The sequence below is a fragment of the Stenotrophomonas sp. ESTM1D_MKCIP4_1 genome (assembly GCF_003086895.1).
GTDB lineage: Bacteria > Pseudomonadota > Gammaproteobacteria > Xanthomonadales > Xanthomonadaceae > Stenotrophomonas.
Window position 1 is genome coordinate 2,100,589 of record NZ_CP026004.1, and the last position, 14,849, is coordinate 2,115,437.

At 67.4% G+C, this 14,849-nt stretch carries 15 protein-coding genes; all 15 read right to left on the reverse strand.

Annotated elements, in window-relative coordinates:
- Position 1: 1 nt before the first annotated feature.
- The 15 genes from C1924_RS09675 to fliF all read right to left on the reverse strand — a co-directional run bounded on the left by C1924_RS09675 (position 2) and on the right by fliF (position 14,848).
- Entirely contained in the window at positions 2 to 1,834 is a 1,833-nt protein-coding gene (locus C1924_RS09675; protein ID WP_108765098.1) for an AAA family ATPase, read from the reverse strand.
- A gap of 107 nt (positions 1,835 to 1,941) precedes the next feature.
- Positions 1,942 to 4,071, reverse strand: a complete 2,130-nt coding sequence (locus C1924_RS09680) for a bifunctional diguanylate cyclase/phosphodiesterase (protein WP_108765099.1) — start codon at positions 4,069 to 4,071, stop codon at positions 1,942 to 1,944.
- 178 nt (positions 4,072 to 4,249) lie between these two features.
- Positions 4,250 to 5,041, reverse strand: coding sequence for a flagellar biosynthetic protein FliR (gene fliR, locus C1924_RS09685; protein ID WP_108765100.1), 792 nt, complete (start codon positions 5,039 to 5,041; stop codon positions 4,250 to 4,252).
- 13 nt (positions 5,042 to 5,054) lie between these two features.
- Positions 5,055 to 5,324, reverse strand: a complete 270-nt coding sequence (locus C1924_RS09690) for a flagellar biosynthetic protein FliQ (RefSeq protein ID WP_005413254.1) — start codon at positions 5,322 to 5,324, stop codon at positions 5,055 to 5,057.
- A gap of 70 nt (positions 5,325 to 5,394) precedes the next feature.
- Positions 5,395 to 6,171, reverse strand: coding sequence for a flagellar type III secretion system pore protein FliP (gene fliP / locus C1924_RS09695; protein ID WP_108765101.1), 777 nt, complete (start codon positions 6,169 to 6,171; stop codon positions 5,395 to 5,397).
- A gap of 1 nt (position 6,172) precedes the next feature.
- Entirely contained in the window at positions 6,173 to 6,580 is a 408-nt protein-coding gene (gene fliO, locus C1924_RS09700; protein ID WP_108765102.1) for a flagellar biosynthetic protein FliO, read from the reverse strand.
- Positions 6,577 to 6,912, reverse strand: coding sequence for a flagellar motor switch protein FliN (fliN, locus tag C1924_RS09705; protein ID WP_108765103.1), 336 nt, complete (start codon positions 6,910 to 6,912; stop codon positions 6,577 to 6,579). The genes fliO and fliN overlap by 4 nt, the downstream gene beginning before the upstream one ends.
- Positions 6,909 to 7,913, reverse strand: a complete 1,005-nt coding sequence (fliM, locus tag C1924_RS09710) for a flagellar motor switch protein FliM (protein ID WP_108765104.1) — start codon at positions 7,911 to 7,913, stop codon at positions 6,909 to 6,911. The genes fliN and fliM overlap by 4 nt, the downstream gene beginning before the upstream one ends.
- Before the next feature lie 12 nt (positions 7,914 to 7,925).
- On the reverse strand, positions 7,926 to 8,441 hold the full coding sequence (locus C1924_RS09715; RefSeq protein WP_108765105.1) for a flagellar basal body-associated FliL family protein: 516 nt from the start codon (positions 8,439 to 8,441) through the stop codon (positions 7,926 to 7,928).
- A gap of 127 nt (positions 8,442 to 8,568) precedes the next feature.
- Positions 8,569 to 9,717: a flagellar hook-length control protein FliK gene (locus tag C1924_RS09720; protein ID WP_108765106.1), complete on the reverse strand. Its 1,149-nt coding sequence runs from the start codon at positions 9,715 to 9,717 to the stop codon at positions 8,569 to 8,571.
- Positions 9,717 to 10,184, reverse strand: a complete 468-nt coding sequence (gene fliJ, locus C1924_RS09725) for a flagellar export protein FliJ (RefSeq protein WP_108765107.1) — start codon at positions 10,182 to 10,184, stop codon at positions 9,717 to 9,719. Before fliJ ends, C1924_RS09720 begins: the two co-directional genes overlap by 1 nt.
- A gap of 12 nt (positions 10,185 to 10,196) precedes the next feature.
- Positions 10,197 to 11,573 (reverse strand): FliI/YscN family ATPase, encoded by a 1,377-nt coding sequence (locus C1924_RS09730; protein ID WP_108765108.1) that lies wholly within the window; start codon positions 11,571 to 11,573, stop codon positions 10,197 to 10,199.
- A complete protein-coding gene (locus C1924_RS09735; protein WP_174208989.1) occupies positions 11,570 to 12,178 on the reverse strand; it encodes a FliH/SctL family protein in 609 nt (202 codons plus the stop codon). The genes C1924_RS09730 and C1924_RS09735 overlap by 4 nt, the downstream gene beginning before the upstream one ends.
- Positions 12,179 to 12,207: 29 nt before the next feature.
- On the reverse strand, positions 12,208 to 13,194 hold the full coding sequence (fliG, locus tag C1924_RS09740; protein ID WP_108767017.1) for a flagellar motor switch protein FliG: 987 nt from the start codon (positions 13,192 to 13,194) through the stop codon (positions 12,208 to 12,210).
- Between the two features lie 7 nt (positions 13,195 to 13,201).
- Entirely contained in the window at positions 13,202 to 14,848 is a 1,647-nt protein-coding gene (fliF, locus tag C1924_RS09745) for a flagellar basal-body MS-ring/collar protein FliF (protein ID WP_108765110.1), read from the reverse strand.
- Position 14,849 lies beyond the last annotated feature (1 nt).

Sequence of the window (14,849 nt, forward strand, 5' to 3'; positions counted from 1 at the left end):
CTCAGGCCCGTTCTACGGCCAGTCCGCCAGGCTGCGCGGCGGTGATGATGAAGTGTTCGCCGGGTTGCGCGTCCTGGTCGAACAGGACGCGTGCCAGCGGGTTGAGCAGGCGCGCCTCAAGCTGGTTGCGGATGCCACGGCCGCCGTTGGAAAGGTCCTGCAGGCACTGCGCCTGCAGCGTATCTCGGGCATCAGCCGCCAGGGTCACGGTCAACTGCTGGGCCAGCAGATCCTGCAGGGTGGCCTCGACCATCTGCTCGAAGATCTGCACAGCGACCTCGTCGCGGATGAAATCGAACACGATGATGTTCTCACCGATCCGGTTCAGGATCTCCGGCCGGTTCAATACCAGCTTGAAGTGGCGGTCTATCTCGGCGTGGACCTTTTCCTGAACCTGCTCGAATGCTTCGCCGGGCAGCACGTTGGGGACCCGTTCGCCGTGTTCGCCCTGGCGGTAGATGCCCAGATTGGAGGTGAAGACGATCAGCGCCTCGGAGAAGTACACACGGTCGCCGCGGCCGGAGGTAAGCACGCCGTCGTCGAGGATCTGCAGGAATTTGTCGAGGATGCGCGGGTGCGCCTTTTCGATCTCGTCAAAGAGCACGACGCTGAAGGGTTTCTCACGGATCGCATTGGTCAGCTCGCCGCCGACGTCATAGCCAACATAGCCGGGAGGCGCACCGGTCAAGCGCTGGTCGGCATGCTCGGCACTGAATTCGGACATGTCAAAGCGGATGTAAGCCCCTTCATCCCCGAACAGCAGACTGGTAATGGTTTTTGCCAGTTCGGTCTTGCCGACACCGGTCGGGCCTGCGAGGAAGGCTACGCCGCGCGGCCGGTTGCCCTTGCGGCGAACTCCGACGCCGGTCATCGCGCGCTTGACGATGTCCAGCATGTGGGTCACCGCATGGTCCTGGCCCTTCACCCGCTGCTGCACATAGCTCTGCGCCGCGCGGATACGGGGACGGTCGATGCGAAGCCAAGGGTCTTCGGTGACGCCGATCTTGTAGCGACGCACCGCATCGCTGATCTGCTCCACGCCAACGCCTTCCACACGGGCCAGCTGCGCGATCGCTGTCAGGTCCAGCAGCAGCAGGCCTTCGGTCTCGGTGACGAATGAATCGACGGATTTCGCAAGCACGTCCGGCAGTGCTGTTGCTGCACCTGGCAGGCCTTTCAGCAAGGCAGGTGCCAACGCGCGGCGGATCCGCTGGTCGGGCTTGCTGACCGTAACCGGGTGCAGGCGTGGGTTCCCGACCACCAGCCAATCGGGAAGGTCGCCTTCCTTTTCGACCACCCACAGCACGCTGTTGAAGAATGGCCTGCGTGCTGCGGTGGCGGGGCGGCTGCGCGCCTGGTGGGCAAGCACCAGGGCGTGGGTGAACAATTGATGCTCCGCTGCACTCAGGTTGTCACTGCGAATGCTGAGGCGCGAGGCGAAGTCCACGATCAGTGCGATCGGTTCGCCGCTGCGATTGATCAGACGCTGCAGGGTGGCCGAGAGCAGGTCGACACCCGCTGCGGCGGCACCATTGGCAGGGGTCAGGCCCAGCTCCCGCAGCAGGGCATCATCCTCGCCCGGCTCGGACCCGGGCCGACCCAACACACGGAAGCCGGCCAGTGGATCCCAGCTGAGGACCCGGCTGAAGCCCTCGTCAAGCAGGGTCGTGCAGAGCTGCTGGTTGAAGCCCTGTGCGGTCACCAGGCCCGGCTGCAGCTCGCCAGCCTGAAGATCGCGCACGTTGCCGGAGAGCACGAACTGGCTCTTGAGGGGCAGGAAACGGACCACGTCCCGCACCCATCGCGGTTTCTCGAACTGGTTCTTCCCTGACATCTCTCTTCCCGGCTCGCCCTTGTACCAGTGAAGCGTATTGCGCGCTTCCCGCAATTGCCAGCAGGAAAAGGCGGGGCACTGCCCTCAGCGTCCATTTCGGTCCGGCGCTACGTCGGATTCGGCGGCGGCGGGCTCTGCGCCAGTTCGATGCGCGGCCGCGGCAGGTCATGCAGCTGCATGAAGCGGGCCGCATCCACCGGGCGGCCCAGCAGGAAGCCCTGCAGGTAGTCGCAGCCCAGCCGTTCCAGGTAGGCGCGCTGGGCCGCCGTTTCCACACCCTCGGCCACGATGTCCATGTCCAGCGCATGGCCCAGCGCCACGATGGCCGAGACGATCACCACGTCCTCGGCGCTGTGTTCCAGATCGCGCACGAAGGCGTGGTCGATCTTGATCTCGGTGGCGGGCAGCCGCTTCAGGTACAGCAGGCTGGAATAGCCGGTACCGAAATCATCAATGGAAATGCCTACACCCAGTGCCGACAGCGCCTGCAGCAGGCGCAGGCTGGTGTCGGTATCGCGCATCACCGTGCTTTCGGTGATTTCCAGTACCAGCTGGCGCGGGGCGATGCGGTGGCGTTCCAGCACTTCAGTGACATCCTGCAGCAGGTGCGGCGAACCAAACTGCACCGGGGACAGATTCACCGACATCGACCAGCCATCGTGGCCGGCATCATGCCATCGGCGCAGCTGCGCACACGCCTGGTCAAGCGCCCAGCGGCCGATCTCGTTGATGGCGCCGCTGCGTTCGGCCAGACGGATGAAGCGGTCCGGCGGAACCAGGCCATGTTCGGGATGGCGCCAGCGGATCAGGGCTTCGGCACCGGCCACCTTCTGCGTGGCCACCTGGATCTTGGGCTGGTAGTGCAGGAACAGCTGATCGCTGCTGATCGCCTTGCGCAGGTCGGCCAGCAGGCGGAACTGCTGCTCGGCGCTGTCATTCATCCAATCGGCGAACATCACGAAGGCATTGCGGCCCGATTCCTTGGCCTGGTACATCGCCGCATCGGCGAACGCCATCAGCTGCCGTTCGCTGGCGGCGTGGTCGGGGCAGATCGCCACGCCGATGCTGGCGGTCACCTGCAGGTCGCTGTCGGCAAGCAACGGTGCGCTGCCTACGGCCTGCAGGATGCGCCGGGCCAGGGTCGGCAGATCCTCGTCGTGGTCGATGCGCACCACCATCACGAACTCATCGCCGCCCAACCGGGCCAGCAGGTCATTGGGCCGCAGCAGTTGCTGGGTACGCTCGGCCACGGCCACCAGCAGCGCATCGCCGGCCTGGTGCCCATAGGCATCGTTGACCTGCTTGAAGCCATCCAGGTCCATGAACATCACCGCGAAGCGGCTGCCGCCCTGTTCGGCCTCGGCCAGCGCCTGCACGATGCCCCGCTGCAGCAGCAACCGGTTCGGCAGGCGGGTGAGCGGATCGTGCAGTGCGGCCTGGGTCAGTTCCTGCTGGGCATCGGTGAGCGAGGTGCTGAGCATCGAGTTGCGCAGGCGCAGCAGTTGCGCTTCCAGCCGCTGGTCCATCCAGGACACCACCAGCACCACCGCCAGGATGGCCACGGTCAGCACCACCACCAGCATCGCCAGCCAGGTGTTCTGCAGGCCATCGCCCACCGCCGCGCCGCAGACGCTGCCTTCCGGGAAGCGGGCGGCGGCCATGCCGGTGTAGTGCATGCCGACAATGGCCAGGCCGAGCAGGCCCGCTGCGGCCAAGCGGTCGACGCTGCGGGTATGTTGCGCACGCAGCCGGAACGCGACGTACAGCGCCACCCACGATGCGGCGACGGCCACCAGCAGTGAAAGGGCCAGCCAGATCGGGTCGTAATCGATGCCCGGGCGCATGCGCAGCGCTGCCATGCCGACGTAATGCATGCCGGCGATGCCTGTGCCCATCAGCACCGCGCCCCCGGCCAGGCGCGGGTGTGGCAGTGTGCGCAGCGAGACCAGCCACAGCGCGAACACCGAGGCGGCGATGGCCATGGCCAGCGAAAGCAGGGTGATCGGCAGGTCGTAGCCCAGCGGAATCGGCAGGTCGAACGCGAGCATGCCGATGAAGTGCATGGACCAGATACCCAGGCCCATGGCGAACCCGCCGCCCAGCCGCCACCACCAGGTGGCGCCTCTGCCGGGTGCGGTGACCGTACGGCCGGCCATGGCCAACGCAGTGTATGACGCCATCACAGCGACCAGCAGCGAGATGGCCACCAGCCACGGGTTGTACGTGCCTACCAGCATGCGTCTTTCTCCCGGACCTTCCTGTCGACGGAAAAACTACGTTGGGGCATGGATGAGGCAGGCAGCCCGGCGTGCGGCTGCCAGATGCGGCGTCCCCCTGGTCGTCGCGCATTCACTCTAGCGCGAAGCAGGGGCGGAGGGGTAGAGCCGAGCATGGGCTCAGCTCTACGGATGCGCGTCACCGTGTGACGGCGCCCGCCGCCTCGAAGGCCGCATCGAACAGCCGCTGCACCGGCGGCCCCATCTCGCCCACCAGCAGTGCCAGCAGCACCAGGCCCAGCAGCAGCGACACCGGCAGGCCCAGCTGGATCGGATTCAATGCCGGTGCGGCACGTGCCAGTACGCCAAAGGCCAGGTTCACCGCCAGCATCGCCACGGTCAGCGGGATGGCCAGGGTGAGTGCGCCGCGCAGCACGGTGAGCAACAGGGTGGGGGCAATGCTGAAGAACGCATGCGGGTCGGGCAGGGGCGCGCCGATGGGCAGCGAACGGTAGCTGTCCACCACCAGCGAAATCAGGGCCAGGTGGCCGTTTGCGGTAAAGAACAGCAGGCCGAACAGCAGGTAGAACCACTGGCCGAGGACACCGGAACTGCCGCCGCGCAGCGGATCGCTCATCTGTGCGAAGGCCAGGCCAGTGCCCTGCGCGACCATTTCGCCGGCCATTGCGCCGGCCTCGAAGATCAATCGCAGCATGAAGCCGATGGACACGCCGATGGCCAGTTCGCGGGCGATGGTCAGTACGGTGGCGGCATCAAAACCGGTCCATTCCGGTACCGGCGGCAGCAGGGGCGCCAGGGCAATGGACAGGGTGCCGGCCAGGATCACGCGGATGCGTGCCGGCACCGCGCGGGTGCCGATCATCGGCATGGCCATCGCGACGGCGCCGATGCGCAGCATCGTCCACAGCACCGTGGCAATCATGCCGAAGGCCTGCAGGCCGTCGGCAGCCATCTGCGTGGCGGCATCCATCAGCGCGCCCGTCCTAGCCGATCAGGTGGGGAATGCGCTGGAACAGCAGCGTGGTGAATTCGACCAGATGGCCGATCAGCAGGCTGCCCAGCGCGAACAGCACCGCCGTCAATGCGGCGGCTTTGGCGACGAAGGCGATGGTCGGCTCGTTGAGCTGGGTCGCGGCCTGGACCACGCCCACCACAACGCCCACCACCAGCACGGTCAGCAGCAGCGGGCCGGCCACCCACAACACGGTGATCAGGCCGCCACGCAGTTCGGTCAAGGCAAGTTCGGGAGACATTCGGGTTCCATCTGCTTTTGTAGCGTCGAGCGTTGCTCGACTGCCGTTGCTTGAATCACGCTGGATTGATTCACGCCGGATTGAAGCTGGCCGCCAACGTACCCACCGTCAGTACCCAGCCATCGACCAGAACGAACAGCAGAATCTTGAACGGCGCCGAGACCAGCATCGGCGACAGCATCATCATGCCCATCGACATCAGCACGCTGGCCACCACCAGATCGATGATCACGAACGGAATGAAGATGAGGAAGCCGATCTCGAAGGCGGTCTTCAGTTCGCTGGTGACGAACGAGGCGACCAGCACCGGGAACGGAATCGCGTCGGGGCTGGCATAGGTGCCATGCCCGGCGATGCCGGCGAAGGTCATCAGGTCGGTTTCGCGGATCTGCGCCAGCATGAAGCCGCGCAACGGCTGCGTGGTCAGCGTCCAGGCGGTCTGGAAGTCGATGTCGCCGTTGAGGTAGGGCGCCATGCCCGTGCTCCAGGCCTTGTCCCAGGTCGGCAGCATGATCATGGCGGTCAGGAACAGGGCCAGGCCCAGCAGCACCTGGTTGGACGGCGTCTGCCCGGTGCCCAGCGCCTGGCGCAGCAGGCCCAGCACGATGATGATGCGGGTGAACGAGGTCAGCACCAGCAGCATCGAGGGGATCAGGGTGATCGCCGTCATCAGCAGCAGGGTCTGCAGCGGCAGACTGACCGGCTGGCCGCCGATCCTGCCGACGTTGACGTCGGGCAGTGCGGCCGGCGCGCCGGGCGCGGCGAAGGCCAGCGCGGGCAGCAGGCACAGGGCGATCAACAGCAGCCACGTCAGTGCGGTGGCGGGGCGGGTACGGGCGACACGCATGTCAGGGGTCCTTGCGCAGCCGCTGTTGCAGCAGCTGGGCGAAATTCGACAGGTTTTTCAGGTCCGGCACGCGCACCGGCGCGGGCGGCGGCAGCGGCTCGGAAAGGGTGTGCAGGGTGTTGATGCTGCCGGCGGTCACGCCCAGCAGCAGCTGCTGGCCATTGACCTCCACCACCACCACGCGCTCCTTGGCGCCTACGTTCAGGCTGGCCACCAGCTTCATGCCTTCCGGCGGGCGGAAGCCGCTGCCCGGCATGCGCTTGAGCAGCCAGCCGAGGCCGACCACCAGCGCCAGCACCGCGACCAGGGCCAGCACCGCGCCGAACAGGCTGGGGGCACTGGCCGCATGCTGGCCGATCTGCGGCGAGGTTCTGGCGGCGGCCTGGGCAGTGGCGAGCAGCAGGCTCAACGCAGTCTCCGGATGCGCTCGCTCGGGCTGACCACGTCGGTCAGGCGGACGCCGAAGCGATCGTTGATCACTACCACTTCGCCGTGGGCGATCAGCGTGCCGTTGACGAACACGTCCAGCGATTCACCCGCGCCGCGTTCCAGTTCCACCACCGAGCCCTGGTTGAGCTGCAGCAGGTTGCGGATCGGCAGGCGGGCGCGGCCGACTTCCAGCGACAGGGTCACCGGCACGTCGAGGATCACGTCCAGGTTCAGGTCCGGGCCGTTCGACTCATCAGCCTGCAGGTTGCCGAACTGGGCCGGGGTCGGTTCGATGGCGTCGATATCGTTCATTGCGGGTCTTCCTGGATGACGGGTACGCGCGGACGGGTGCCCGGCGGATGGGTAGCGGTGATCTTTACGGCGTTCATGCCGTTGGCGATGCCGAATTCGCCGGTGAACACGGGGATGTTCTCCACGCACAGCGGCACCTGCGGGTTCAGCTCGATCGGCAGGATGTCGCCGACCTTCAGCTGGGTCAGGTCGCGCAGGGTCATGCGCTTGCTGGCCAGCACGCTGGACAGGGTCACTTCGGCGATGTTGAGCTGCTCGCGCAGCATCACGCCCCAGCTGGCATCGCGGTCGTTGCGGTCGCTCTGGATGCCGGCATCGAGCAGTTCGCGGATCGGCTCGAGCATCGAATAGGGCAGGGTGACGTGGATGTCACCGCCACCGCCGTCGAGCTCGACGTGCAGGCGGCACACCACCACGTATTCGCGGGGCGTCACGATGTTGGCGAAGTGCGGGTTGATTTCCGAATTGATGTACTCGAAATCCACTTCCATCACCGGCGCCCAGGCCTCGCGCAGATCGGCGAAGGTCTGCTTCAGCAGCAGCTGGATCACCCGCATTTCGGTCGCGGTGAATTCGCGGCCTTCAATGCGCGTGGGGTAACGCCCGTCACCGCCGAAGAAGTTGTCGACGATGGCGAACACCAGGGTGGGCTCGAACACGATCAGACCGGTGCCACGCAGCGGCTTGAAGCGGATCAGGTTGAGGTTGGTCGGCACATACAACGAGTGCATGTAATCGTTGAACTTGATCAGTTCGATGCCGCGCACCGACAGTTCGGCCGAGCGTCGGATCAGGTTGAACAGGCCGATCCGCCACAGGCGCGCGAAACGCTCGTGGACCATTTCCAGGGTCGGCATGCGACCGCGGATGATGCGGTCCTGGCTGGCGAAATCGTACGACCGCGCCTCGCCACTGGGCACATCCGGTTCGGTTTCGACCGCGCCACTGTCCACGCCATGGAGCAGGGCATCGATCTCATCCTGGGACAGCAGGTCATTCATCGGGGGCAGCCCTTACTGGGTCACGAAGCTGGTGAACAGCAGATCGTCGGCGCCGTTGCTGCCGGTTTCGGCCTTGAGCACCTTCTGCACTTCGGCCAGCGAATCGGCCTGCAGCTTCTGCTTGCCGGCGATGTCGGCGATCTGATCGGAGGTGACCTGCGAGAACAGCATCAGCAGCCGTGCGCGGATGGCCGGGGCGTGGGTCTTGATGGCTTCCAGCGCGGCCGGGTCGCGGGTCATCAGCTGCACTTCCACCTGCAGGTAGCGCGGGCCGTCCAGCGAACCGTTGAGGTTGACCACGAAGGCCGGATCGAGCGCGAAGTACTGGGCCGGGGCCGGGGTCGCGCCCTTCTTCGGGGTATCGGCCTTCTTTTCTTCGTGCGAGGACTGGGTAAAGAACCAGACGCCGCCGCCAGCGGCACCTGCGGCCAGCACGGCCACCAGGGCGGTGATCAACAGCGGACTGCGCGTCTTGGCGGTCTTGTCCTTGTCGGCGGTCTTCTTGGTTTTGTCAGCGGCTGCGGCCACGAGGTGAAGCTCCTGAGGGTTGCTTCACCGGGATATGCAAGGGGTGTGCCGCAGTGCGGGGGAGGGGTGCGACGGAATTCCGTCGGTGCCCCGGTTCCGGTAGTGGCCAACCTTGGTTGGCCGCCGGTTACGCGTAGGCGTCGAGCAGCCCGCGCTGGCGCATCAGCTGTGCGGCCGACACCGTGGTGTCGCCCCGCGACGGTTCTCCGTCGCCGCCGGCCAGGCCGCTCGTGCCGCCGGGCTGCGCCGACGGATTGCCGTCGCCGCTGTTCTGCTGGCCGACATCGGCATGGGCCAGCTGGAAGCCCTGTTCGCCCAGCAGTTCGCGCAGGCGCGGCAGGCTGCTTTCCAGCGCATGGCGCACGTCCACGTGCGGGCTGCTGAAGCTGGCGTGGACCTTGTCGCCATTCATCTGCAGGCGCACATCCACCGGGCCGAGGTCTTCCGGGTTCAGGCGGATATGGGCGTGGCCGATCTTCTGGTCGGCCAGCCAGCTGAGGCGCGCACCGACCGCTTGGTCGAAGCCGTCGTCACCCAGGGTCGGCGTGGGTGTCGGTTCGCCATCGAAGACCGGCGTGCTGGCCAGCGCGGCCTTCAGGTCCTGCAGCGCGGGGGGCAGGGGAAGCTGCAGCGGGGTGGGTGGGGTGCGATCACCGATCAGCAGGCCGTCGCTGTCGTCGGCGCCATCCAGCGCCTGCTGGCCGAGGACCATGTCCGGCAGCGGCTGGGTGACGATGTCGCCATCAGTGTCGGCCGCTGCGGTGGTGGTAGCCGTGGCCGCAGCCGTGCCGGCAGCCAGCGCCGCCGCCGTGGGCAGACCGGTGGCCGGCAATGACGGGGCTGCGGCAGCCAGGTCCGCGTCGCCGCCCTCCGTCGTTGCCACGGGTGTCGCGGCGACGGCGTCGGTGGGCACCGGCACGGCCAGCACCAAGCCGGCCAGGCCGAGTGGCGGCCACGGCGCGTCTTCGCTTTCCGTCGCTGTGTCCTTGTCGTCCGTCGAAGTCTGGGCGGGCGGCGCGCCAGCGGCCGTCGTTTCGGTGGCCGCGGCGTCGCTGTCCGGGGCGCTGCTGCCAGGCGTGTCCGCGCCGCCGTCCGGGTTGGCCGGCGCGCTGTTGGGCGATGGGGCCTTGCTGGCCGGCTGGGGCTTCGCCGCTGTTTCGGGCGCGCCCTGCAGCATCTGCCCGAAGTCCTTGCCGCTGCCCGTGCTGCGCGCGGTGCTGGGCGTGCTGCTGGCGGTGCCGCCGGTGCCGGTGCTGCTGGACAAGGCGGAGGGCATCACGGCCGGCTCCCCTGTTCGCCACCGTCGGGCTCGGCGGTCTGCGCCAGCCGAGCCCGGCGGGCGCCGATGTCGTCCATCTCGCGCTGGTCGCGGCGGTCGGTCACCACCTTCTCCTGGGCCCGGTAGCTGGCGGCCAACTGTTCCAGCACGGCCTTGTCACGGCTGGCCAGGATCAGGCGCGCACGTTCGGCTTCCACCTTCTCGCGGTTGCCGTTCACAGTGGCCTGCTGCTGTTCCACCGCACTGTCGAGGCGGTCGAGGAAGGCACGCCGGTTCAGCAGCTGTGCGGGGCTGGTGGCCGCCATTTGTGCATTCGCATACTCCTCGGCGTAACGGCGAAGCTCGTCCAGGCGCGACAGATGGGTATCGAGCACGCGCTGGCGTTCGGCCAGATCGCGTGCCACGGCGTCTTCGTGTTCCTGGGCCCGCTTCAGCAGCGGATCGATGCGCTTGGACTGTGTCATGGTTCGGCTCTCTTAATCCACCAGGCGCTGCAGCGCGGCCTGGCTGTGCGGAAGATCGGCGGCCTTGGCCACGTCCTGGCCCAGGAACTCCATGATTTCCGGCCAGCGTTCCAGGGCTTCATCGGTGGCGGCGTCGTTGCCGCGCTGGTAGGCGCCGATCGCAATGAGGTCGCGGTTGGAGGAATAGGCCGAGACCAGCCGCTTCAGCTTGCGGATGCGCAGGCGCCACGGTTCGTCGGCAATTTCGGTGACCACGCGGCTGACCGACGATTCGACGTCGATGGCCGGGTACAGGCCGCTGTCGGCGACCCGGCGCGACAGCAGGATGTGGCCGTCAAGGATGGCGCGCGCCGCATCGGCGATCGGGTCCTGCGGGTCGTCGCCTTCGGTCAGTACCGTGTAGAACGCGGTGATCGAGCCCCGGCCCTTGGCGCCGTTGCCGGCACGTTCCACCAGCGCTGGCAGTTTGGCGAACACCGAGGGCGGGTAGCCGCGGGTGGTCGGCGGCTCGCCTACCGACAGGCCGATCTCGCGCTGGGCCTGGGCAAAGCGGGTCAGCGAATCCATCAGCAGCAGCACGTTCAGGCCCTGGTCGCGGAACCACTCGGCGATGGCCGTGGCGCGGTAGGCGCCATGCAGGCGCGCCAGCGGCGGTCGGTCGGCCGGGCTGGCCACCACCACGGCGCGGCGCAGGCCTTCCTCGCCCAGCGTGGTTTCGACGAAATCGCGGACTTCGCGGCCACGTTCACCGATCAGCCCGACCACGATGACGTCGGCGGCGGTGTAGCGGGTCATCATGCCCAGCAGCGTCGATTTGCCGACGCCGGAACCGGCGAACAGGCCCACGCGCTGGCCGCGGCCGATCGGCAGCAGGGCATTGATGGCGCGCACACCCACGTCCAGCGGCTGGGTGATGGGTTCGCGCGCGAGCGGATTGATGGAGACGCCGGCCATGCCGACATGGCCTTCGGCGCGGATCGGACCCTTGCCATCCAGCGGCACGCCATCGCTGTCAATCACGCGGCCGAGCAGGCCTTCGCCCACTTCCACGCCGCCACGGCGCGCCGAGGGCACGACGCGTGCGTTGGGCAGCAGGCCATGCAGTTCGGCGCTGGGCATCAGGTAGGTGCGTTCGCCGGCAAAGCCGACCACTTCCGCATCGACCCAGCCGCCATCGACCACTTCCACCTTGCAGCTGGCCCCCAGCGGGGCTTCGCAGCCGACCGCTTCCAGGGTCAGGCCGACCGCGCGGCGCAGCACGCCTTCGCGGATCAGGCCCCGGCCATGGGCAGTGTCCACGCGCAGGCCGTCCAGGCGGCGGGCCAGGCGCAGGTTGCGGGCCATGGCCCAATCGGTGGGCGGCGGAGGCAGGTTCGCTTCAGGGGTCATGGAGTGGCTCCGGTCTGGCGGATCACGGCGTCCAGGGCGCCGCGCAGGCGGGCTTCGAGGGTGCCGTCGATGCGCACGGCTTCGGCGTGCACGCGCAGGTCGCCACGGCTCAGGCTGGTGTCGGGTACCAGGCGCTGGGTGGGTGACAGGGTGATCAGCGGCGCCAGCGCGGCGATGTCATCCGGGTGCAGGCGCACTTCCACTTCACGCGTGCTGCCGCCCACGGCATCCACCGCTTCGCCCACCAGCTGTGCTAGCAGTGCCGGGTCCGCTTCGTAGGCGCGACCCACCAGCGCACCAGCAATGCGTACCGCCAGTTCGCCCAGCGCGCCGACCACTTCGTTTTCCAGTCGCACCAGCGGCCGGCTGAAGTTGTCCAGGATGCCTTCCATCTGTGCGATCAGGCGGCGGATCTCCGCCTGGCCCTGGCCGTAGCCATCGGCATGGCCCTGCTGGAAGCCTTCCTTTTCGGCGCTGTCCTGGATGGCCTGGATTTCCTCCAGCGTCGGCAGCTGCAGGACCGGCTCCGGTTCGTGCTCGGGATCCGGTTCGGTGAGCGCGAAAACATCTTCCGGTTCCAGCGCCGGTTGCGGCTGGGCCAGCAGATCAGGGGCGAGCCAGCGCACGACGTTGCTCACAGCATGGCCTCCGCGCTGCCACCGATGGTGACGGTGCCTTCATCGGCCATGCGCTTGACGATGGCCAGGATTTCGCGCTGCGCACCTTCCACGTCGGACAGGCGCACCGGCCCGCGGGCTTCCATGTCTTCCAGCAGGATTTCGGCGGCACGCTGCGACATGTTGCGGGTGATCTTGTCGCGCACCTTGATGTCCGCGCCACGCAGGGCCAGGCCCAGGCGCTCGCCGCTCACTTCGCGCAGCACCAGCTGCATTTCGCGGTCGTCCAGGTCCACCAGATCGTCGAAGACGAACATCAGGTCCTGGATGCGGCCACTGAGCGGCGCATCGATGCGCGCGATCTCGCCGAGGATCGCCTGGTCCTGGCCGCTTTCCATGAAGTTGAGGATGTTGGCCGCGCACTGCACGCCGCCGATGTTGGACGACTTCAGGTTCTGGTTGCCGGCGAACTGGCGTTCCATGATCTCGTTCAGTTCATTCAGTGCGTTCGGCGGAATGCCGTCGAGGGTGGCGATGCGCAGCAGCACGTCCACGCGGGTACGGTCGGGCAGTAGTTTCAGGGCATCGGCGGCCTGGTCGGTTTCCAGGTGGGCCATCACGATGGCGATGATCTGCGGGTGCTCGTTGCGCACCAGGTCGGCCACCGCACGCGGGTCCATCCACTTCAGCGCATCCAGGCCGGTGGTGTTGCGGCCCAGCAGGATGCGGTCGATCAGGCCGCTGGCCTTCTCGCTGCCCAGCGCCTGGATCAGCATGTTGCGGATGTAGTCATCCGAGCCCACGCCCAGCGAGGTCTTCGAGCCCAGTTCCTGGGTGAACTGGTCCATCACCCGGCCCACCTGGTCGCGGGTGATGTCGGTCATGGTGGCCATGGCGATGCCGATCTTCTGCACTTCCTTGGGTTCCATGTGGCGCAGCACTTCAGCCGCATCCAATTCACCCAGGGACAGCAGCAGCACGGCAGCGCGCTGCACGCCGGTCAGCGGTACATCAGTCATTGGCCACCCAGCCCTTGACCACCTGGGCCACGCGCTTGGAGTCGGTCTTCACGGCTTCACGGGCCATCCGCAGTCGTTCCTCATATGAATCCACCGGCAGGGCCAATGCTTCCGGCCCGCCCAGGCTGGCCCGGTCGGCGCCCAGCGCCGGCAGCGGGGTGCCATCGTCGTCCACCAGCTGCACGTCCGCGGTATGCGGTTCCAGTGCAGCGTCCTCGTCCTTCTTGTTCTGCCCGGTGATGCCGCGCAGTGCCGGGCGCAGCACGCCGAACAGCAGCGCCAGCACCACCACTGCGCCCAGCAGCATGCGGCCGGCGTCGAACACCCATGGCAGCTCCCACCAGGCCGGGCCTTCCACCGGGGTGGTGTCGCGCACGAACGGCGCGTTCATCACCGACACGGTGTCGCCACGTTCGGCATTGAAGCCCACCGCCTGTTTCACCAGTGCTTCGACGCGGGTCAGTTCGGCGGCGGCCAGCGGCTGCGGGGTCACCTTGCCGTTGGCACCGGCACGCGGCACGTTGTCCACCAGCACCGCCACCGAAACGCGCTTGATGCGGCCGGCCGGCTGGCGGGTGTGCTGCAGGGTGCGGTCCAGCTCGTAGTTGCGGGTGGCGTTCTTGCTGCTTTCGGTCGGTGCCTGCGCGGTGGGCGGTGCGGCCTGCTGGCCCGGCGGGCTGTTGCTGGTGGCACCCGGTACGCCCTGCGGGCCCGGGGTGCTGGTGGTGTTCTCGCTCATCTGCTCGCTGCGCAGCTTCTGCGGTTCACCGTTGTAGAGCTCGTGGGCTTCCTCGGTCACCGAGAAATCCATGTCCACGCTCACTTCCGGATTGACGCGGCCGGGGCCGGTCATCGGTTCCAGCAGCTCGCGGATGCGCTGGTTGAAGGAGGTTTCCTGGCGGCGCACCTGCTCGAACTGGGCCGCGTTCACCGCGGCTTCGCTGTTGGGGTCGCTGACGCTGAGCATGCGGCCGCTCTGGTCGACGATGGTCACCCGCTCGGGGGCCAGATCGGGAATGCTGGCGGCCACCATGTGCACGATGGCATCGACCTGGCTGCGCTCCAGCTGCTGGCCACCCCGCAGTTCCAGGGTGACCGAGGCACTGGCTACGTCACGCTGGCGGGTGAAGGCGCTGGGCTTGGGAATGGCCAGGTGCACGCGCGAATCGCGCACCGGGCGCAGGGTGTTGATGGTGCGCGACAGCTCGGTTTCCAGCGCGTGCTGGTAGCGCGCGCTTTCCACGAACTGGCTGACGCCAAAGCCTGGGTCACGTTCCATCAGCTCGAAGCCGAGCTTGCCGCTGTCGGTCAGGCCGGAGCCGGCCAGCTTCAGGCGCGCATCGTGCAGGTTCTTTTCCGGCACGGTGATGCCACCCGTTGCCGGATCGAGCTCGAACGGAATCTGCGCGGCGCGCAGCAGGTCGGTGGCCTCAGCCGTAGCCTTCTGGTCCAGGCCGGTGTACAGCGGAACCATGCCCGGCTTCTGCGACCAGAAGAACACGAACAGGCCTGCCGCCACCGCCACCGCGATCATCGCCATCAGGCCCAGGCGGCGGGTGATCTGCAGACTCTGCAGACGGTCGAACCACTGCCCGGCCTTTTCGGCGTTCAGTGTTTCCTTGGAGAGCGTCAGTGCCATG